This window comes from Paracoccus rhizosphaerae, assembly GCF_026162645.1.
GTDB classification, from domain to species: domain Bacteria; phylum Pseudomonadota; class Alphaproteobacteria; order Rhodobacterales; family Rhodobacteraceae; genus Paracoccus; species Paracoccus rhizosphaerae.
In genome coordinates this window covers 34,958-54,826 of sequence record NZ_JAOTBE010000004.1, presented here as the reverse complement: position 1 = coordinate 54,826, position 19,869 = coordinate 34,958, and the positions used below count along the sequence as shown (strand labels likewise).

The following is a 19,869-nucleotide window of genomic DNA, read 5'->3' as shown; positions in this document are numbered from 1 at the left end:
GCCAGACCCCAGGGAGGTTGTTGCCGCCAGCGGCGTTCAGGGGCGGATCTCCTTCGCGATGCTGGACGGCCGGACGCAACTGCTTGGCAAGGCGGCGCTGGCCATGGCGCCGGCAAGCACGCTGAAGGTCATCACCGCCCTCTATGCGCTGGACCGCCTGGGGCCAGAGCATCGGTTTCAGACACGACTGATCCGGTCGGGCGACATGTTGATCCTGGCAGGTGGCGGCGACCCGGTGCTGTCCACCGACGACCTGGCAAGTCTGGCCGCGGCTTTGGCCGGCAGCGGTCAACAGCCGGCGACGCGATTTGCCGTGTGGGGCGGGGCGCTGCCCGCCATCGCGCAGGTCGCGCCCGAGCAGGCGGTGCACCTGGCGTACAATCCCACCATTTCCGGGATGATCCTGAACTTCAACCGCGTCCATCTGGGCTGGCGGAGGGTCGGCGTGGATCATCAGCTCAGCGTCGAGGCTCGCGCGGCCGCCCAGTCGCCCCGCGCCTACACGATCAGCGCCATGCCTGCGACGCATGCGGATCTGTTCACCTATCGCCATGACATCGACCGCGAATACTGGACGATCTCTCGCGCCGCGATGGGCCGCTCCGGCAGCCGGTGGCTGCCCGTTCGCCTGCCCGAGCTTTACGCGGGTGACGTCTTCCAGACGCTGTGCCGGGCGCGGGGGGTTGTGCTGCCTCCACCCGAAGTCATCGGCGATCTGCCGGCAGGAGAGGTCGTCGCCCGGCATGACAGCCCGGCGCTGCAAACGCTTGTGCGGGACATGCTGCTCTATTCCACCAACATCACGGCAGAGGCGCTTGGCCTGCATGCCAGCGGCGTCGGGTCGCTGGTAGAGTCGGCCGAAAGGATGCGCCGCTGGCTGGGCGCTGTCGGGCAGGGGATGAGACTGGCCGATCACTCGGGCCTGTCCGAGGAAAGCCGCCTGTCGGCCTTTGGTCTTGCCAGCGTTCTGGATGGGCCAGGGCGCGACCTTCGACTGGCGCCGCTCTTGAAGCCCGCGCCGCTGGCCGAGGACCTGGCTCCCGGTCCAGCGGGACATCGTGTGCGGGCGAAGACGGGGACGTTGAACTTCGTGTCGAACCTTGCGGGCTATGTCACGACGTCCGCAGGCAATGAAGCGGCTTTTGCCATCCTGTGCACCGACGACGCCCGCAGGGCAGCGGCGGTCGGAGAGGAACGCCCCGCCGGCGTCAGCACCTGGACGCATGCCGCGAAGGCGCTGCAGCAGGACCTGCTGGGGGCCTTCGCGGCCAATCTTGACCGCTAGAAGGTCATGTGCCGGACCCGCGCCGAAAGCTCGATGGCGGCGGCGTGGAGGCGGTTGATGTTCAGCTGCTCGCGGATTTCGGCCAGCATCACGATCTCTCCCTCATAAAGCCGGCCGTCGGCGGCGCCGACATCGCAGGCCAGGGCATAGGCCGTCTCGTAGAGCTTCTCTGGCAGGGCATCGCGGATCAGGCCAAAGAGCGCGTCCACGCCGTCCTCCTCGTCGAACAGCGTCATGACGGTCTGGCTGACCGGCCGGATGCGGTCGTCGTCATAGGATGCGAATACCGGGGCATGGTCGACCATGCGCTGGATCGCGACCAGTTCCGAGGTGCGGATCGTGCTGTCGGACGCCGAGACGGCGACCATCACCGCGACCAGCGCATCGCAGGGGCTGAGGGAAGGCAGGTCGATGGTCATGGCACGCTCCGGCTGGTTCGGGCGCAGATTATTGACGATGCCCGGCGCATTCAATAAGCCTTCCGGACCCTGAGCAGGAGAGAGCGACATGACCACCTTGCGCGACGCCGCAATGCAATCGAAGGCCTGGCCATTCGAAGAGGCGCGCCGGGTGCTGAAGCGCTATGAAAAGAAGGACCCCGAGAAGGGGTATGTCCTGTTCGAGACGGGCTACGGCCCCTCGGGCCTGCCGCACATCGGCACCTTCGGCGAGGTGGCGCGGACCACGATGATCCGCCGCGCATTCGAGTTGATCAGCGACATCCCCACGCGCCTGATCTGCTTTTCGGACGACATGGACGGGATGCGCAAGGTGCCCGAGAACGTCCCGCAGCAGGACATGCTGAAGCAGCACCTGCAGCTGCCGCTGACCGCCGTTCCGGACCCGTTCGGCACCCATGACAGCTTTGGCGGGCACAACAACGCGATGCTGCGCCGTTTCCTCGACACCTTCGGCTTCGCCTACGAATTCGTCAGCGCCACCGAGTTCTACAAGTCCGGCCAGTTCGACGCCGTGCTGCTGCGCGCGGCCGAGAAGTACGACGCCATCATGGAGGTCATGCTGGCATCGCTGCGCGAGGAACGCCAGCAGACCTATTCATGCTTCCTGCCGATCAGCCCCAAGACGGGCCGCGTCCTCTATGTCCCGATCAAGAACGTGGATGCCAAGGCCGGCACCATCACCTTCGACGAGGATGGCGAGGAGATCACGCTGCCCATCACCGGCGGCAACGTGAAGCTGCAGTGGAAGCCCGACTTCGGCGCCCGGTGGGCCGCGCTGGACGTCGATTTCGAGATGTATGGCAAGGACCACAGTACCAACACGCCGATCTATGACCGCATCTGCGAGATCCTTGGAGGCAAGAAGCCCGAGCACTTTACCTATGAGCTGTTCCTCGACCAGCACGGGCAGAAGATCAGCAAGTCCAAGGGCAACGGTCTGTCGATCGACGAATGGCTGACGTATGCGGCCACCGAAAGCCTGTCCTATTTCATGTATCAGAAGCCCAAGACAGCCAAGCGGATGTATTTCGACGTCATCCCCAAGGCCGTCGACGAATACCACCAGCAGCTGCGCGCCTTCCCCGACCAGACGCCCGAGCAGCAGCTGGCCAATCCGGTCTGGCACATCCACGGCGGTGATGTGCCGGCGTCCGATCTGGTCGTCCCGTTCCAGATGCTGCTGAACCTGGCCTCGGTCGCAGGGGCAACCGGCAAGGACGGACTGTGGGGCTTCATCCGCCGGTACGCGCCCGAAGCCTCGCCCCAGACGCACCCAAGCCTGGACGCGGCGGCGGGTTTCGCGCTGCGATATTTTGAGGACTTCGTCGCGCCGACGCGCACCTTCCGCGAGCCAACCGAGGTCGAGCGCCGGGCTATGGAGGATCTGGTTGCGCGCCTGGCAGCCTGGGACCAACCCGCCGACCCCGAGGCGCTGCAGTCGATGGTCTTCGCCGTCGGCAAGGAGCACGGGTTCGAGCCGCTGCGCGACTGGTTCAGCGCGCTGTATCAGGTCCTTCTGGGGGCCGACCAAGGGCCGCGCTTCGGGGGCTTCATCGCGCTCTATGGCGTCGACGAGACGCGGGGCTTGATCGAAGATGCGCTGGCCGGCAAGCTGACCGTCGGCTGACGCCGGGCGGCAGCCGTTGCGCGGGCGACGGTTGCACCGCACGGCGCCTTCAAGTCGCGTTAACCTTTCATCAACTATTCCTGTCGGCATCACGCGGGTCCCTGCCGGGTCCCATCGTCATGCCGATCTGGAGGAATAGCCGATGAACATTGCGATCACCAACGGGCTTCTGCTGATGCCGCCGGCGTTCCGGTCCGGGCTGGACGTCTGGTCGCAGACCGACGGCAGGTCGGGCAGCCCGACTTGGGCCATGGCTGGGAACGCGTCGTTGGTCCCGGCGGACCAGGACTTCGGCGCCTGCCTCGAAGTCGTCAAGCAGCAGACGACGACCAGCCTGCGCTTCATGGGCGAGACGCCGATGATCCCCGGCGTCTATCTGCGCATTTCGGCGCGCGTCAAGGCGGTGGCTGGCGCACTGGCCAGCGTGCGCATTGCCGGATGGGCGGGCGACGGTGCCCGCAATCATGTCGACGGACTGGTCGAGACCGGCAGCACGGTCGCCCTGCGCAATTATGGTGACGTGGTCGAGGTCAGTGCCATTGTCGGCGTCGGATCGCGGCGCGGCGTGGACATGGGCTGGGGTCCGCGTCCCGTCTTCGGTCATTTTGGCCTGGACTTGGTGGGTGCGAACGGCGGCGCCTTCCGCATCGAGTCTATCCGGATCGACGACATCACTGCGGCCTTCGTGCCGTCGCTGCTCGACTGGGTCGACGTCCGCGACTTTGGCGCTGTCGGCGACGGCGTCACGAACGACCGCGACGCCTTCCTCGCCGCGGACGCGGCCAGCAACGGCGGTTCGGTGGTGGTGCCCGAGGGGAACTTCTTCATCTCGGGCGACCTGTCGATCAACAGCCCGATCCGCTTCAAGGGGCGGATCACCACGCCGGCGGCGACCCGCATCTCGTTCCTTAGCAGCTTTGATTTTCCAACCTATGCTGACGCCTTCGGCGACGAGACAATCGGGATGAAGAAGGCGCTGCAGGCGCTGCTGGGCTATACCGACCACCTGTCGCTGGACCTGTGCGGGCGTCGGGTCGACCTGGACGACCCGCTGATGATCGAGCAGCTGGCGCCCACCACGGACGCCTTCTCGAACCGCCGCGTGATCCGCAACGGCGGCATCCAAGCCAAGCCCGGTCCGGCCTGGGCCACAGGCAATTGGTCCAGCGTCGCCACATATCATCCGAACAACCCCCTTCAGCTGACCAACGTCGCGAACGTCGCGCAGATCGAGGTCGGCAGCCGCGTCATCGGCAACGGCGTCGGGCGCGAGGTGTATGTCAACGCCCGAAATATCGCACAGGGCACGCTGACGCTGTCGCAGCCGCTCTATGGTGGGGCGGCGACGCGGACCTACACGTTCGAGCGCTATCGATACCTGTTCGACTTTTCGGGGATGCGTCAGCTGGACCGGCTGAACTTCGTCGACATCGATTTCGGGTGCGAAGGCATCGCCAGCGCCGTGATGCTGGCCCCCAAGGGCGAGATGATCCAGCTGCGCGACTGCTATGTCACCCGGCCCAAGGATCGCGGCATCACCTCGATCGGGCGGGGGTGCCAGGACCTGCTGGTCGATCACTGCCAGTTCCTGTCGAACGACATGGACTTGCCCGCCCAAAGCCGGACCACCATCGCCATCAACGTCAATGCCAACGACGTCAAGATCCGCAACAACCGCTTCGTCAGGTTTGCGCATTTCATGGTGGCCTGTGGCGGCGGGCACATCATCACGGGGAACCACTGGTTTCAGGGTGACGGCTCGGGGCAGGGGCTGCGCTATGCCGGCCTGGTCCTGACGCAGCCGAACGTGCAGACGACGGTGTCGGCGAACTATATCGACAACGCCTCGATCGAGTGGACGAACGAGCACAGCGCCGTCCCGACCTTTACGGGAAGCGAATTCAGCTTCGGCGGGCTGACGCTGACTGGCAACACCTTCCTGTGCTCGAACACCGTGTCATGGTTCACCTGGATCACGATCAAGCCGCACGGAAGCGGCCACTTCATCCAGGGCCTGAATGTTGTCGGGAACGTGTTCAAGGCGCTGTACGGCAATGTCGAGCGAATAGACCGCGTCGACACGTCGATCGCCGACCTGAACTACAACGGCATGCGCAACGTCCAGTTCGAGGCCAACACCTTCAACGGGATCAACACCTATGTCTCGAACCCGCTGATGATCCAGTATAACCAGAATAATGTGTCGGCCAACTGGACCCTTCCGGTGATTCAGGGGCTGCCGTTCCAGGGCTGGGCCAAGTCGGTGCAGTCGGTCATTACCGAATCAGCCCTGCTGACCGCCGACGGCACGAAGCTGGACGCTGCCCCCACCGTCAGCACCGAGGTCGGCAGCACGCGAAGGCAGATCCGCCTGTCCTGGGCACAGCCGCTTCGGGGCAAGGTCTGCATCTATGCCAGAATGGATCGGCCGCAGTAACGACCGAAAGGTGCGGCGCCGACGATAAAAGGCGCCGCGCCTGTCAATTTTTCACAAGATCGGCTTCAAGAAGTCAAATAATTTACAAGATAATCGTTATATAAAAAATACTTAACTTTCTTCCCCGCCTGTGGTTAACATCTTCCGGAACGCAGCCGCGCCCTCGGCCTGATCCGGTCCGTCCCGCCCGAGCTGCGCCATGGCTGCAAGAGGGGGGATGTCATGACGGCTGAACAGGTGCAGAAATACGCGATTCCCGCCGGGCTCGAAGGCGCTCATGTGGGGCCTGACGATTACCGGTGTCTCTATGACGAATCGATGGCCGATCCAGAAGAGTTCTGGGCGCGCGAGGGCAAGCGGCTGGACTGGATCACGCCGTTCACCAAGGTGAAGGACACCGACTTCACCCTGGGCCAGGTGAGCATCAAGTGGTTCGAGGACGGTGTGCTGAACGCCAGCGTCAACTGCATCGACCGCCACCTGCCGACCCGCGCGGACCAGACCGCGATCATCTTCGAACCCGACGATCCCAAGACGCCTGCGCAGCATATCACCTATGCCCAGCTGTCCGAGAAGGTGAACCGGTTCGCCAACGTCCTGCTGAGCCAGGGCGTCATGCGCGGCGACCGGGTCGTGATCTATCTGCCGATGATCCCCGAGGCCGCCTATGCGATGCTGGCCTGCGCGCGGATCGGCGCGATCCATTCCATCGTCTTCGCGGGCTTTTCGCCGGATGCGCTGGCCAACCGGATCAACGATTGCGGTGCCAAGGTCCTGATCACCGCCGACACCGCGCCCCGCGGCGGCCGCAAGACCGCCCTGAAGTCGAACGCCGACGCGGCGCTGCTGCACTGTTCCGACAAGGTGCGCTGCCTGGTGGTCAAGCACACCGGCGACCAGACCACATGGATCGAGGGCCGCGACGTTGACGTCAAGGCGCAGATGGCGCAGGTCGCGCCAGACTGCCCGCCGCGCCCGATGGGGGCCGAGGATCCGCTTTTCATTCTTTATACGTCGGGCTCGACCGGCAAGCCGAAGGGGGTCGTGCATACGACCGGCGGCTATCTGGTCTATGCGTCGATGACGCACCAGTACACCTTCGACTATCACGACGGCGACGTCTTCTGGTGCACGGCCGATGTGGGCTGGGTCACCGGCCACAGCTATATCGTCTATGGCCCTCTGGCCAACGGCGCGACCACGCTGATGTTCGAAGGCGTGCCGACCTGGCCCGATGCCGGCCGCTTCTGGGAGGTCTGCGCCAAGCACAAGGTCACCCAGTTCTACACCGCCCCCACCGCCATCCGCAGCCTGATGGCCAAGGGGCCGGAACCCGTCGAGGCGCATGACCTGTCGTCGCTGCGCATCCTGGGCACGGTGGGCGAACCGATCAACCCCGAGGCCTGGAACTGGTACAACGAACATGTCGGCAAGGGCCGCTGCCCGATCGTCGACACCTGGTGGCAGACCGAGACCGGCGGCCACCTGATCACGCCGCTGCCCGGTGCGACGGAGACGAAGCCCGGATCGGCCACCGTGCCGTTCTTCGGCGTCAAGCCGGTGATCCTGGACGCCTCCACCGCCGAAATCCAGGAAGGCAATCCGGCGGAAGGCGTGCTCTGCATCGCCGACAGCTGGCCCGGCCAGATGCGGACGCTGTGGGGCGACCATGCGCGGTTCGAGGAGGCGTATTTCCAGCAGTACCCGGGCTATTACTTCACCGGCGACGGCTGCCGCCGGGACGAGGACGGGTACTACTGGATCACCGGCCGCGTCGATGACGTCATCAACGTCAGCGGCCACCGGATGGGCACGGCCGAGGTCGAAAGCGCCCTCGTCGCCCATGAGAAGGTCGCCGAGGCTGCTGTCGTCGGTTACCCGCATCCGCTGAAGGGGCAGGGCATCTATGCCTATGTCACGCTGATGAACGGCGTCGAGCCGTCCGAGGACCTGCGCGCCGACCTGGAGAAATGGGTGCGGACCGAGATCGGCCCTATCGCTAAGCCGGACCTGATCCAGTGGGCGCCGGGCATGCCCAAGACGCGGTCAGGCAAGATCATGCGCCGCATCCTGCGCAAGATCGCCGAGAACGACTATGGCGCCTTGGGCGACACCTCGACCCTGGCCGAGCCAGAGGTCGTGGACGACCTGATCGCGAACCGCATGAACCGCGGCTGAAACGTGCCGGGGGGCCACGCCGGTCCCCCGCAAAGCCTGCCCCGCCATCCGCCGGCGCCGTGCAGGACCAAGACAATGGCGGAGCCACCGACATGTCTGAACAGGGAGGGACCGAAGGACATGAGTGACAGACAATCTTCCAACGCCTATTGGCAGGCGAACCTGCGCATCATCTATATCTGCCTGGCGATCTGGGCGCTGGTTTCCTATGGCTTCGCCATCATCCTGCGGCCGCTGATCTCGATGATCCCGGTGGGCGGAACCGACCTGGGGTTCTGGTTCGCGCAGCAGGGCTCGATCCTGGTCTTCATCGTTCTGATCTTCTGGTACGCGGCGCGCATGAACAAGCTGGACGCCGAATACGGCGTGGACGAGTGAGGGGCAGCAGATGAGCCAGTTTACCCTGAACCTGCTGGTCATCGGCGCGTCCTTCGCGCTGTATATCGGCATCGCCATCTGGGCCCGCGCGGGTTCGACGGCGGAATTCTACGCCGCCAACCGTGGCGTCAGCCCGGTCATGAACGGCATGGCGACGGCCGCCGACTGGATGTCGGCGGCGTCCTTCATCTCGATGGCAGGCCTGATCGCCTTCACGGGATACGACAATTCGACCTACCTGATGGGCTGGACTGGCGGCTATGTGCTGCTGGCGCTGCTGCTGGCGCCCTATCTGCGCAAGTTCGGCAAGTTCACCGTGCCGGAATTCATCGGCGACCGCTTCTATTCGCCGACCGCGCGGATCATCGGCGTGATCTGCCTGCTGATCGTCTCGATCACCTACGTGATCGGCCAGATGACCGGCGTGGGCGTCACCTTCTCGCGCTATCTCGAAGTGTCGAACTCGACCGGCCTCTGGATCGGGGCGGCGCTGGTGTTCTGCTATGCTGTCCTGGGCGGCATGAAGGGCATCACCTATACGCAGGTGGCGCAGTACATCGTGCTGATCACCGCCTATACCATCCCGGCGATCTTCATCTCGCTGCAGCTGACGGGAAACTTCCTGCCGCAGCTGGGCCTTTTCGGCACCCATGACGCGACGGGCGTGTCCTTCCTGACCAAGCTGAACCAGATCGTGACGGACCTGGGCTTCCGTGAATACACGGCGCACCACAACTCGACACTGGACATGGTGCTGTTCACTCTGGCGCTGATGATCGGCACGGCGGGCCTGCCGCACGTCATCATCCGCTTCTTCACCGTGCCGAAGGTGTCGGATGCGCGCAAATCGGCGGGCTGGGCGCTGGTCTTCATCGCGCTTCTCTATACCGTGGCCCCGGCCGTGGGCGCGATGGCGCGCTTCAACCTGACCGCCACCATGTGGCCGGGCGCGCAGGCTGGCGACACGTTCAGCGAACCGGCCGTGTCTCTGGAAGCCATCGAGACCGCACCGGAACTCGCCTGGATGCGCAACTGGCAGACCACCGGCCTGCTCGCATGGGAAGACAAGAACGGCGACGGCCGCATCCAGTACTACAACGACGCGAACCCCGACAGCCCGGCAGCCGCCGTCGCAGTCGAGCGTGAGCTGGCCGGGAACGAGCTGACCACCGTGAACAACGACATCATGGTGCTGGCCAACCCCGAAATCGCCAACCTGCCGGGTTGGGTCATCGCCGTCGTCGCGGCGGGCGGTCTTGCGGCGGCACTGTCGACCGCGGCGGGCCTTCTGCTGGCGATCTCTGGCGCGGTGTCGCACGACCTGATCAAGGGCACGCTGCGCCCGAACATCAGCGAGAAGGGCGAATTGATGGCCGCCCGCGTGTCGATGGCGATCTCGATCCTGGTGGCGACGATCCTGGGCCTGAACCCGCCGGGCTTTGCCGCGCAGACCGTGGCGCTGGCCTTCGGCCTTGCGGCAAGCTCGATCTTCCCGGTGCTGATGATGGGCATCTTCTCGAAGCGCGTCACGCGCGAGGGGGCCATTGCGGGGATGGTTGCGGGCATGGCGGTGACGATCCTCTATATCTTCACCTACAAGGGCTGGTTCTTCGTTGCTGGCACCAACATGCTGCCCGATACGGCCGATGCGTGGCTGTTCGGCATCTCTCCGGCGTCCTTCGGGACCGTCGGCGCGCTGATCAACTTCGCCGTCGCTTATGTAGTGTCGCAGGCGACGCAGCGCCCGCCCGCCCACGTGCAGGAGCTGGTCGAATCGATCCGCGTCCCGCGCGGTGCCGGCGACGCGGTCGCCCACTGAACCGAACGCCGCGTCCCCTCGGGGGCGCGGCATCCCCCTGGCAGAGGTCTTGCAGGCGATGTCCGACAGCATCCTGGGCTTCATCGCCACCGTCCACCCCTATGACAGCCTGAAGCGGGACGAGCTGGCGCGGGTCGCCGGCTCCTTCAGCCGCAGGCAGTTCGCCCCTGGCGACGTGATCTATGAATACGGCCACCGTCTTCCCGGCCTCTACCTGATCGAGAGCGGTCGCGTCGCCGTCACCGACCGCAATGGCGACAGCGTGTCCCAGCTGGGACCGCGCAACAGCTTCGGCGAACGCGGCCTGCTGCGCGACGGTGTCGCCGTCACCACCGCGACGGCACTGGACGACGCCGTGGTTCTGATGCTGCCTCGGGCCGAGGTGAACCGCCTGATCACCGATCACCGCAGCGTCGCGCGGTTCTTCGACCGCGGGCGCGGCCCCGTAGACCGCGGCGCCGACGTCGCCATGCTGAAGGTCGGAGAGCTTCTGTCCCACCGCCCCGTCAGCTGCCCCCCCGACACCCCCATCATCGAGGCCGCGCGCCTGATGCGCGACGCCCGCATCAGCAGCCTGGGCATCACCGACCAGGGACGGCTGATCGGCCTTGTCACCATCCGCGACATGACCACGAGGGTCGTGGCCGAGGGGCGCGACATGCGCCAGCCCGTGTCGCAGGTCATGACCGCTGATCCCGTGACTTTGGCACCCTCGGCGCTCGGGTATGACGTGCTGAACATCATGCTGGAACGGCGCGTCGGTCACCTGCCGGTGGTCGATGACGGGCGCTTCGTCGGGATGATCAGCCAGACCGACCTGACGCGGGTGCAGGCGATCTCGGCCGCGGGCCTGATCCGCGATGTGGCGCAGGCCGACGATGCCGCGCAGATGGCCCGTGCCACGGCCCGCATTCCCGAACTGCTGGTCCAGCTTGTGCAGGCCGGTCAGCGGCACGAGATCATCACCCGGATGATCACCGACATTGCCGATGCGGCGACCCGGCGCCTGCTGGACCTGGCCGCTGTCGATCTGGGCCCGGCGCCCGCGCCCTGGCTGTGGGCCGCCTGCGGCAGCCAGGGGCGGCAGGAACAGACCGGCGTAAGCGATCAGGACAACTGCCTGATCCTGGCGCCCGGTGCAGATCCGCAGCACCCGTGGTTCCGGTCGCTGGCGCGGCGCGTCAGCGACGGGCTGCACGATTGCGGCTACGTCCACTGCCCCGGCGACATGATGGCCACGAACCCACGCTGGTGCCAGCCCGCCCCCGTCTGGCGCGGCTATTTTCACAACTGGATCGCCCATCCCAGCCCCGAGGCGCAGATGCTGGCCTCGGTCATGTTCGACCTGCGCGCCATCGGTGGAGAGCGGGCGCTGCTGGACGATCTGCAGCGCGAGACGCTGCTGGCGGCCTCGAAGAACTCGATCTTCGTGGCGCATATGGTGGCCAACAGCCTCAAGCACCGCCCGCCACTGGGGCTGATCGGCGGGTTCGCGACGATCCGGTCGGGCGAATACCGCCACCATATCGACATGAAGCACAACGGCGTCGTCCCGGTCACCGACCTGGCGCGCGTCTATGCGCTGCAGGGGCGCATCGGCGCGGTCAACACCCGCGCCAGGCTGGAAGAGGCCGAGACACGGGGCGTGATCTCGGGCAGCGGGGCGCGCGACCTGATCGCTGCCTATGACATGATTCAGACGGCGCGGCTGGAAAACCAGGCGCATCTGGTCAAGGCGGGGCGCAAGCCCGACAACTATCTCTCGCCCGCCGATCTGCCGGCATTCGAACGCAGCCACCTACGGGATGCGTTCGTCGTCGTGCGCGGCATGCAGTCGGCGGTGGGACACGGAAAGGGAATGCTGGGATGACGGGAATCGGAACCGACCTTCTGGGCGTCATCGCCGTCGGCGTCGGTGCCGCAGCAGTGCTTTACGCCGCGCTGCATGCGGCGCGCAAGGCGGGGTGGCGGCTGCCGCCCTGGCTTCTTCCGGCGGGGATCGGGCTGGCGATGGTCTGCTATTCGGTCTGGGCGGATTATGCCTGGTTCGGCCGGGCGCGGGATGCGCTGCCGCAGGGGGCGCAGGTGCTGGTCGTGGGCCGCGACAGCCAGCCCTGGGCACCCTGGACCTATCTGGCGCCGGTGGCGGTACGCTTCGCCGCACTGGACCCCGACCAGATCACCGAAGCCGAGGGCGGCACCCGCCGCGCCCCGATCATGCTGATCGAACGCCGGGGCCAGACCGTGATCGTCCCGCAGGAATTCGACTGCGCCGGCGGGCGGATCCGCCCCGCACGCGGCGACTGGACGGCGGCGACGGGTGATCCGGCATTCGCCGCGGTCTGCGACGGCGGAGGCGACGATGGCTGACATCCTGGTCATCGAGGACGAGGACAACATCGCGACCGCGTTGGATTTCCTGCTGACCCGCGACGGCCATCGCCACGACCGGCTGGCGACCGGCAAGGGTGCCGTGGCCCGCATCCGCGAGACGCGGCCGGACCTCGTCCTGCTGGACGTCATGCTGCCCGAGGTCTCGGGTTACCAGATCGTGCAGGACGTTCGCGCCGACCCTGATCTGGCCGGGGTCCGGGTGCTGATGATGACGGCGCGCGGCTCGGTGGTCGAGCGTCGCAAGGGGCTGGCGCTTGGCGCCGACGGCTTCATCGCCAAACCGTTCGAACTGGCCGAACTGCGGGCCGAGATGTCGCGCCTGCTGGGCGGGTCATGACCACCCTGTCGCTGCGGCAGCGCATCCTGGCGATGTTCTCCGGGCTGCTGGCGCTGTCGCTGGTGGTGGTCGGACTGGCGCTGTGGCGCGCGGGGCAGGGGGGCGTCGATGCGCTGGTGCAGGCGGCGATGCTGGCCGGGTTCGGGCTTGCGGGGCTGGTCACCGGGCTCTGGTTTCTCTTTGATCGCAATCTGGCCCGACCGGTCGAAACCCTTGCCGGTGCGCTGCGAACCGGGCAGGCGCCGGGACCGGCCGAGGCCGCCTATCTGGCCGACCTGGGCGCCGCCGCGGCGGATGCCGCCCGCGCGAGGGAGCGTTCGGACGACGCCTTGCGCCAGGCCGCCAGGGATCATGCCGCCGAGGTGGCGCGCGAGAAGGCCAATCTTGAGGCGATTCTGGCGGATATTGGCGCGGGGGCGGTGCTGACCGATGCCGAGGGGCGGGTGGTCTTCTATAACGCCAGCGCCGCGCGGTCGCTGCCTGGCCTGGGGCTGGACCGCATGCTGGACCGCCATTTGAACGCTGATGCGCTGCGCGCGGCGCGCGACCGATTGGCGGCGGGCGCTCAGGCGACGGACCTGACCTGCGCCTCGGCGGGCGGTGAACGGCTGTCGGCCCGTCTGCGGCGGGTCGATGGCGGGCAACTGCTGATCCTGCGCGACCACCGCCCACCGTCCGTCCCCCGGGACGCGGTCGAGGCGCTGCGCCGCCACGCCGCGACGCTGGTGCCGATGCTCGAGGTGCTGGACGGCCCTATCCCCCCCGCGCTGGCCCGTGCGATCCGGGCCGAGGGGCGGGGGCTGGCCACCGCCACGCGCAGGCTTTCGGACGCCGTTTCCGGACCCGAGGGGGCGGCGGCTGACGTCCGTGAACTGGTCGCAGGGCTGCAGACGACGACGCCGCTGCCCGATCTCTGTTTCCGCGCCGAGGCCGCGCCCCTGAACGCGCTGTTGCAGGCGCTGGACGCGCGGCTGCGGGCGCAGGGCCTTCTGGCGGCGGTCGGCGTCCAACCCGACCTGCCGGGACAGATGCGGGTGGCGCTGGAATGGCAGGGGGCACCGGTGGCGGTCGATACGCTGGACGATTGGCTGGAGGACGCCCCCGATCCCGGTCAGCCCGAGATTTCCGGAGCCGAGATCCTTGCGGCCCATGACACCGGCATCTGGCCCGAGGCCGAGGGCGGGACCGCGCGGCTTGTGATCCCGCTGTGGCTGGCCGAGGCGCGGAGCGGAGACAGCGGCGTCACCTATGACTTCGGCCTGCCCGCGCGCCGGCTGGGCTCGACGCGCCTGTCGGACCTGACCTGCGTGGTCTTCGATACCGAGACGACGGGTCTGGAACCCTCGGACCGCATCGTGCAGATCGCCGGCCTGCGGCTGGTGCGCGGCCGCCGGACGGGGGAACGGTTCGAGACGCTGGTCGATCCCGGCCGCCCGATCCCGCCCGCCTCGACGAAGATCCACGGCATCGACGACGCGGCGGTCTCAGGCGCGCCGACCCTGTCGCAGGCGCTGATGGCGTTCCACCACTTCTGCGACGACGCCGTCCTCATCGCGCATAACGCGCCCTTCGACATGGGCTTCCTGCGCCGCGCCCAGCCCGAGACCGGGTTGCAGTTCGACAACCGGGTGCTGGACACAGTGCTGCTGTCCGCGATGATCTGGGGCCAGTCCGCCGTCCACAGCCTGGATGCGCTGAGCGAACGGCTTGGGATCGTGATCCCGCCCGAGGCGCGGCATACCGCCATGGGCGACACCATCGCCACCGCCGAGGCGTTCCTGCGCCTGATCCCCGCGCTGGCGGCCAAGGGGATCGTCACCTTTGAGGATGCCGTGGCCGAGGGGCGGCGCCACAGGCGCCTGATCGGCGACGCAAACCTGCCGGGCTAGAGCGAGAACTGCGGCGCGTCGGGGTCGATCGGGATCGGCGTGGCGTCGTCAGGGGCCTCGGGCCGCTCGCCCAGTTCGGGGGGCGGTGGCGCGCCTTCGCGGCGCCGGATCACGATGTCGCCATTCTCCAGCCGCTCGGGCGCGTGATAATTGCCGATGTCGTCGACAAGCGTTGCCATATCCCGCAGGACCGGACCCATCTGGTCCAGCGCGGTGGCCAGATCGCGGGCAATCTGCCCACCCTCGGGGCCGGCATCCTCGAAGAACTGCTGCATGAAGCCGGTGATGCCGCGTTCGAAGAAGCCGGGTTCCTCCTGCGCGATGGCGGGGGGGGCGACAAGCGACATGGCCAGAGCCAGTGGGGCAAGATGCGACTTCATACCCTGAAGATGGGCAGTGGGCGGGGCAGCCGCAAGATCGATCAGGCCAGACCTTGGCGGCCGCCCTCGTGCATGGCACGGAATCGCTCCCACGCCTCGTTCAGGCGGCGGGTACGGGCCTCGGCCAGACGGACGGCCTCGGCGGGCAGGCCGCGGCCGATGGCGTGGTCGGGATGGTTTTCGCGGACCAGCTGCCGCCAGCGCTTGCGGGCCTCGGGCAGGGGGGTGTCGGGGGTTACGCCCAGAAGATCGCAGGGCGGGCAATCCGACCTAGGATCGTGCCGCCGGCGCAGCTCGACGATCTGCTGCGGTGTCAGCCCGAAGATGCGCCCGACTTCGTCAAGGAAGGCAATCTCGGCCTCATGCAGGCCGCCATCGGCGACGGCGATGACGAAAAGCCCCTCGACCACGTCCAGCAGGACCGGGTCGCCTGGCTTGAACATCCCGGCGATGCGCCGCGCCCAGGCATCGAAGCCCGCCACGTCCTGCCGGGCCAGGTCGAAAACGCGGGCGGCGTTCTTCTCTTCGGACCGCGGGATGATGAACACGCGGCGGAAGGCCGACACCTCGGACCGGGCGACGGTGCCGTCGACCTTGGCCAGCTTCGCGCCAAGGGCGATGACCGCGATCGTGAAGGCGACCGAACGTTCCGGCGGCGTCGCGGGACGGTTCGTCCACAGGAACGCGACCACCCTGTCGGCCATCCGTTGCCAGAAGCTTCGGGGCCGGGGCAGGGCGGGGCAGGGGCCAGTGCAGTGTTCGGGCGTCGCGCAGCAATCCATAGCTACAGGTTAACCCTGAATGTCGTCCGACGATAGGGGCGCATTGACGCCCCCAGCCGCCCGCGGCTGCGCCAGGTCGCGTCCCATCAGCACAAGGTCGTGATAGGCTCCGAACTTCCAGCCGGCGTTCGGGATGCAACCCCATTCAGCATAGCCCATCGCTGCGTGGAACGCGATCGAGGCCACGTTAGACCCGGTGATGCCGCCGATCATCAGCCGGTGGCCGCGCGCGACGGCGTGATCCTCGATGGTGCGCAGCAGCAGGCGGCCGGCGCCCCGGCCCTGCCGCCTCGGTGCCAGATAGATGGTGTGTTCATGGCTGCGGGCATATCCGCCGCCGCCGCGGAACTGGGTATAGGTGCCAAAGCCCACCACGCCGCCGTCATCGGCGACCAGGAAGGCGTGTCCCAGGGCTTGCCGGTCGGCGATCAGGGCGGCGATCTCGGCCTCGGACCGCTCGGTCGGCCAGAAGGTGATCACGGTGTCGCGGATGATGGGGTTCCAGATCGCGGCGATGCCCGGCACATCGGCCGCGGTCGCATCGCGGATCAGCACAGTCTCATCTGCCCGGTTGGCGTCGTCAGCGTGGCGGCCATAACAGGCGCACTCAGAACCAATCGGTCGTCGCGAAGATCCAGCGCCGCCAGAGGCAGCGCCAGTGCCGCCAGCCGGATGCCACGGTCCGGCAGCCGGTCCGAGGGGTGTGGACCCGCACCCCAGTCGATCAGCATCGGCTGCGCGCCGGCGCAGGGCATCTGCCCCGCGTCGGGCAGGGTGATGCGCCAGCGCAGATCCCCGCGCGAGGCGTCGGCAATCGTCGTTCCTTCTGGCGCGATCAGCGGGGCACTGCGCGCGACCCATCCCGCCAGCCGGGGCGGGCCGTCGAAGCCGTCCAGCCCGAACCAGCGCGGCGGCGCGTCCGCCTGCGGATCGGGGGCGATCAGTTCAAGATATTCCCCCGGCCCAAGCGACAGCAGCATGTTGTGCGTGCCAAGGCCGGGATGGCGGCCACCCGGCTCGGCCTTGACGCCCAACTGGTCCTGCAGCCACTCGGCGCCCTCGGCCAGTGTGCGGGCAGATGGCCAGATGGTCGAAGGCCAGGCTCATCCCCGGTGCGCGCCGGCGGCCAGGTCGCGGACGAAGTCCAGGATCTCGGGGACGGGGCGGCCTTCGCCGATCTGCTTGACGATGGCGCTGCCCACGACGCAGCCATCCGCGACCGAGGCGATGGCCTCTGCCGCGTCGGGGGTCGAGATGCCGAAGCCCACCACCACCGGAAGGTTCGCGGCGGCGCGGATGCGGGCGACCTCGGGGGCGACATCGGTGGCGCTGGCGGCAGGACCGCCGGTGATCCCGGTGACGCTGACGTAATAGACGAAGCCCGAGGTGTTGCGGACGACCGCCGGCAGGCGCCGGTCATCGGTCGTGGGCGTCGCCAGACGGATGAAGTTCAGCCCCGCCTTGGCGGCGGGGATGCACAGCTCCTCGTCCTCCTCGGGGGGCAAGTCCACGACGATCAGGCCGTCGACTCCGGCCTCGACCGCGTCTGACAGGAACTGGTCGACCCCGCCAGGCCGGGCATAGATCGGGTTGTAGTAGCCCATCAGCACCACCGGCGTGTTGTCATCTCCAGCGCGGAAGGCCCGCACGATGTCCAGCGTCCGGCTGACGCTGCCGCCCTGCGCAAGGGCGCGCTGGCCGGCCGCCTGGATGGTCGGGCCGTCCGCCATCGGGTCGGTGAAGGGCATGCCCAGCTCGATGATGTCGACGCCGGCATCCGGCAGGCCGCGCATGATCTGCAGCGCCGTGTCGTCATCGGGGTCCGATGCCATCATGTAGGCGACGAACGCCTTCTTCCCCTCGGCCCCAAGCGCCTTGAACCTGTCGTCGATTCTGGTCATGTCGTCCCCGCATCCTTTGCGCCCAGCACTAGCCCGCATGGGGGACCTGTGCAATCGGGCGCGGGCTGGACTTGGGGCCGCGGGGCGCGTAACAGACGCGCGTGTTTCTGACGGGAAAGGGTGCTGTCATGGGCTTTCGCATGGGGATCGTCGGGCTGCCGAATGTCGGCAAGTCCACGCTGTTCAACGCGCTGACGAAGACCGCCGCCGCGCAGGCCGCGAACTTTCCCTTCTGCACCATCGAACCCAACGTGGGCGAGGTCGCGGTCCCCGACCGCCGGCTGGACACGCTGGCGCAGATCGCCGGCAGCAAGCAGATCATCCCGACGCGGATCACCTTCGTCGACATCGCGGGCCTGGTGAAGGGCGCCAGCAAGGGCGAGGGGCTGGGCAACCAGTTCCTGGCCAACATCCGCGAGGTTGACGCCATCGCCCATGTGCTGCGCTGCTTCGAGGACGGCGATGTCACCCATGTCGAGGATCGCGTCGATCCCGTCGCCGATGCCGAGATCATCGAGACCGAGCTGATGATCGCCGACATGGAGTCGATTGAACGCCGCCTGGCCAATATCGCCCGGAAGCTGAAGGGCGGCGACAAGGACGCCGTGGCCCAGGAACGCCTGCTGAAGCAGGCGCTGGCGGTGCTGGAGGCCGGACAGCCCGCGCGCACCGTCGAGGTGGCCGACGATGACCTGAAGGCCTGGAACATGCTGCAGCTGCTGACTGCGAAGCCGGTCCTCTATGTCTGCAACGTGGCCGAGGATGAGGCCGCGAACGGCAACGCCCTGTCCGCCAAGGTCGAGGAGATGGCGCGGGCGCAGGGCGCGGGACATGTCGTGATCTCGGCCCGGATCGAGGAAGAGATCAGCCAGCTTGATGCCGAGGAAGCGCAGATGTTCCTGGGCGAGATGGGGCTGGACGAGGCAGGACTGGACCGGCTGATCCGCGCGGGCTACGACCTGCTGGGCCTGCAGACCTACTTCACCGTCGGCCCCAAGGAGGCGCGCGCCTGGACGATCACCAAGGGAACGCTTGCCCCGCAGGCGGCCGGCGTCATCCACGGCGATTTCGAGAAAGGCTTCATCCGCAGCGAGACCATCGCCTATGACGACTATGTCGCCGGCAAGGGCGAGGCCGGCGCCCGAGAGGCCGGAAAGCTGCGCGTCGAGGGCAAGACCTACGAGGTCAAGGACGGCGACGTCCTGCATTTCCTCTTCAGCGGCTGACCGCCTGCGCCAGCCGTTGAACCCCACCAACCCTGGACAGTCCCTGCAAAGGCAGTTCCAGCCTGGGCCGGCAAGCTTGCGGCCGTCGTCCAGGTTCGCCGTCCATCGTGGATCATCTGGCACTGTTCCAAGCCGCATCGAGAGCCGGTGAAGCAGCCTGTTTCCACGAAAAGCGCTCGGGGCGTAGGAGTTGCTTCTACGCCAGAGGCCCGTGCCAGGGCGGTGGTATGGCGTAGTGGTTCGACGCCCGAGAACAGGGAAATTCTGGTCGGGAACTGGCTGACACCGCCGGATCATTCGCAAGGAGACGGAACTCATGGTCTGCGTCGATATGACGGTGCCGTCCGGTTCCTGGGCGATTGGTCCATAGCCTGGCGAAGTATTTCATCGACCATGCCGCGTCCGCTGCCCGTATCAACCGCGTGTCAACGATCCGGCACAGCACGAAAGCTTCCTGAACCTGTCGAAATCGATCCTGCGGGATGCGAATGTGCCTTCGGCTGAACTTTTGAACTCAACTGCGGCAGGCGTCTCGCGGACAAGCATCTTTGAACATGCTGCCGCGATGGCCTGGCATCCGCGACATCTTGTCCATGAATCGTGAGACAAGAAACCGACGCGGACCGGCAGACCATAGAGTTGACCGTCAAGGCTGCGCTTGTTCTACAGCCTGCGATGAAACCTCGTGCACGCAATCCTGCTGATCAAGCGCGACTTCGACCAAAGCCGATTTCTCCGTTGCTCACCCGCCCCGTGTCCGTCAGGCAGAACCTGT

The 19,869-nt window shown here is 67.0% G+C and carries 17 protein-coding genes; 11 read left to right on the top strand and 6 right to left on the bottom strand.

Annotation, left to right across the window (positions count from 1 at the left end; genetic code table 11):
• Positions 1–58: 58 nt before the first annotated feature.
• Entirely contained in the window at positions 59–1,285 is a 1,227-nt protein-coding gene (gene dacB, locus OC184_RS03055; protein WP_265505721.1) for a D-alanyl-D-alanine carboxypeptidase/D-alanyl-D-alanine endopeptidase, read from the top strand.
• On the opposite strand, the gene OC184_RS03050 is transcribed toward dacB, so the two are convergent.
• Entirely contained in the window at positions 1,282–1,704 is a 423-nt protein-coding gene (locus OC184_RS03050; RefSeq protein ID WP_265505720.1) for a tellurite resistance TerB family protein, read from the bottom strand. The genes dacB and OC184_RS03050 overlap by 4 nt on opposite strands.
• Before the next feature lie 88 nt (positions 1,705–1,792).
• Here OC184_RS03050 and OC184_RS03045 point away from each other — a divergent pair, with 88 nt between their 5' ends.
• The 9 genes from OC184_RS03045 to OC184_RS03005 all read left to right on the top strand — a co-directional run bounded on the left by OC184_RS03045 (position 1,793) and on the right by OC184_RS03005 (position 14,805).
• Entirely contained in the window at positions 1,793–3,373 is a 1,581-nt protein-coding gene (locus OC184_RS03045; protein WP_265505719.1) for a lysine--tRNA ligase, read from the top strand.
• Between the two features lie 142 nt (positions 3,374–3,515).
• Entirely contained in the window at positions 3,516–5,810 is a 2,295-nt protein-coding gene (locus OC184_RS03040; protein WP_265505718.1) for a glycosyl hydrolase family 28-related protein, read from the top strand.
• A gap of 222 nt (positions 5,811–6,032) precedes the next feature.
• Complete coding sequence (gene acs, locus OC184_RS03035) at positions 6,033–7,988, top strand: acetate--CoA ligase (protein ID WP_265505717.1); 1,956 nt, start codon at positions 6,033–6,035, stop codon at positions 7,986–7,988.
• A 120-nt stretch (positions 7,989–8,108) separates the two neighbouring features.
• Positions 8,109–8,366, top strand: coding sequence for a DUF4212 domain-containing protein (locus OC184_RS03030; RefSeq protein WP_265501655.1), 258 nt, complete (start codon positions 8,109–8,111; stop codon positions 8,364–8,366).
• 10 nt (positions 8,367–8,376) lie between these two features.
• Positions 8,377–10,185 carry a sodium:solute symporter family protein gene (locus tag OC184_RS03025; RefSeq protein ID WP_265505716.1) on the top strand — a complete coding sequence of 603 codons (1,809 nt, stop codon included), beginning with the start codon at positions 8,377–8,379 and terminating at the stop codon, positions 10,183–10,185.
• Positions 10,186–10,243: 58 nt separating this feature from the next.
• Complete coding sequence (locus tag OC184_RS03020) at positions 10,244–12,055, top strand: DUF294 nucleotidyltransferase-like domain-containing protein (RefSeq protein ID WP_265505715.1); 1,812 nt, start codon at positions 10,244–10,246, stop codon at positions 12,053–12,055.
• Positions 12,052–12,555 (top strand): hypothetical protein, encoded by a 504-nt coding sequence (locus OC184_RS03015; RefSeq protein ID WP_265505714.1) that lies wholly within the window; start codon positions 12,052–12,054, stop codon positions 12,553–12,555. The genes OC184_RS03020 and OC184_RS03015 overlap by 4 nt, the downstream gene beginning before the upstream one ends.
• A complete protein-coding gene (locus tag OC184_RS03010; protein ID WP_265505713.1) occupies positions 12,548–12,916 on the top strand; it encodes a response regulator transcription factor in 369 nt (122 codons plus the stop codon). Before OC184_RS03015 ends, OC184_RS03010 begins: the two co-directional genes overlap by 8 nt.
• Complete coding sequence (locus OC184_RS03005) at positions 12,913–14,805, top strand: exonuclease domain-containing protein (protein ID WP_265505712.1); 1,893 nt, start codon at positions 12,913–12,915, stop codon at positions 14,803–14,805. The genes OC184_RS03010 and OC184_RS03005 overlap by 4 nt, the downstream gene beginning before the upstream one ends.
• Here the strand turns inward: OC184_RS03005 and OC184_RS03000 are convergent.
• The 5 genes from OC184_RS03000 to trpA form a co-directional block, all read right to left on the bottom strand.
• The gene (locus tag OC184_RS03000) at positions 14,802–15,185 is read right to left on the bottom strand and encodes a hypothetical protein (RefSeq protein WP_265505711.1); all 384 of its coding nucleotides are present in this window, start codon (positions 15,183–15,185) and stop codon (positions 14,802–14,804) included. The genes OC184_RS03005 and OC184_RS03000 overlap by 4 nt on opposite strands.
• 41 nt (positions 15,186–15,226) lie before the next feature.
• Positions 15,227–15,889 (bottom strand): molecular chaperone DjiA, encoded by a 663-nt coding sequence (locus tag OC184_RS02995; RefSeq protein WP_265505710.1) that lies wholly within the window; start codon positions 15,887–15,889, stop codon positions 15,227–15,229.
• An 87-nt stretch (positions 15,890–15,976) separates the two neighbouring features.
• The gene (locus OC184_RS02990) at positions 15,977–16,522 is read right to left on the bottom strand and encodes a GNAT family N-acetyltransferase (protein WP_265505709.1); all 546 of its coding nucleotides are present in this window, start codon (positions 16,520–16,522) and stop codon (positions 15,977–15,979) included.
• The gene (locus OC184_RS02985; protein ID WP_265505708.1) at positions 16,516–17,001 is read right to left on the bottom strand and encodes a VOC family protein; all 486 of its coding nucleotides are present in this window, start codon (positions 16,999–17,001) and stop codon (positions 16,516–16,518) included. Before OC184_RS02985 ends, OC184_RS02990 begins: the two co-directional genes overlap by 7 nt.
• A 69-nt stretch (positions 17,002–17,070) precedes the next feature.
• Positions 17,071–17,868, bottom strand: a complete 798-nt coding sequence (gene trpA, locus OC184_RS02980; RefSeq protein ID WP_265505707.1) for a tryptophan synthase subunit alpha — start codon at positions 17,866–17,868, stop codon at positions 17,071–17,073.
• 128 nt (positions 17,869–17,996) lie between these two features.
• Here trpA and ychF point away from each other — a divergent pair, with 128 nt between their 5' ends.
• Positions 17,997–19,094 (top strand): redox-regulated ATPase YchF, encoded by a 1,098-nt coding sequence (ychF, locus tag OC184_RS02975; RefSeq protein WP_265505706.1) that lies wholly within the window; start codon positions 17,997–17,999, stop codon positions 19,092–19,094.
• Positions 19,095–19,869 lie beyond the last annotated feature (775 nt).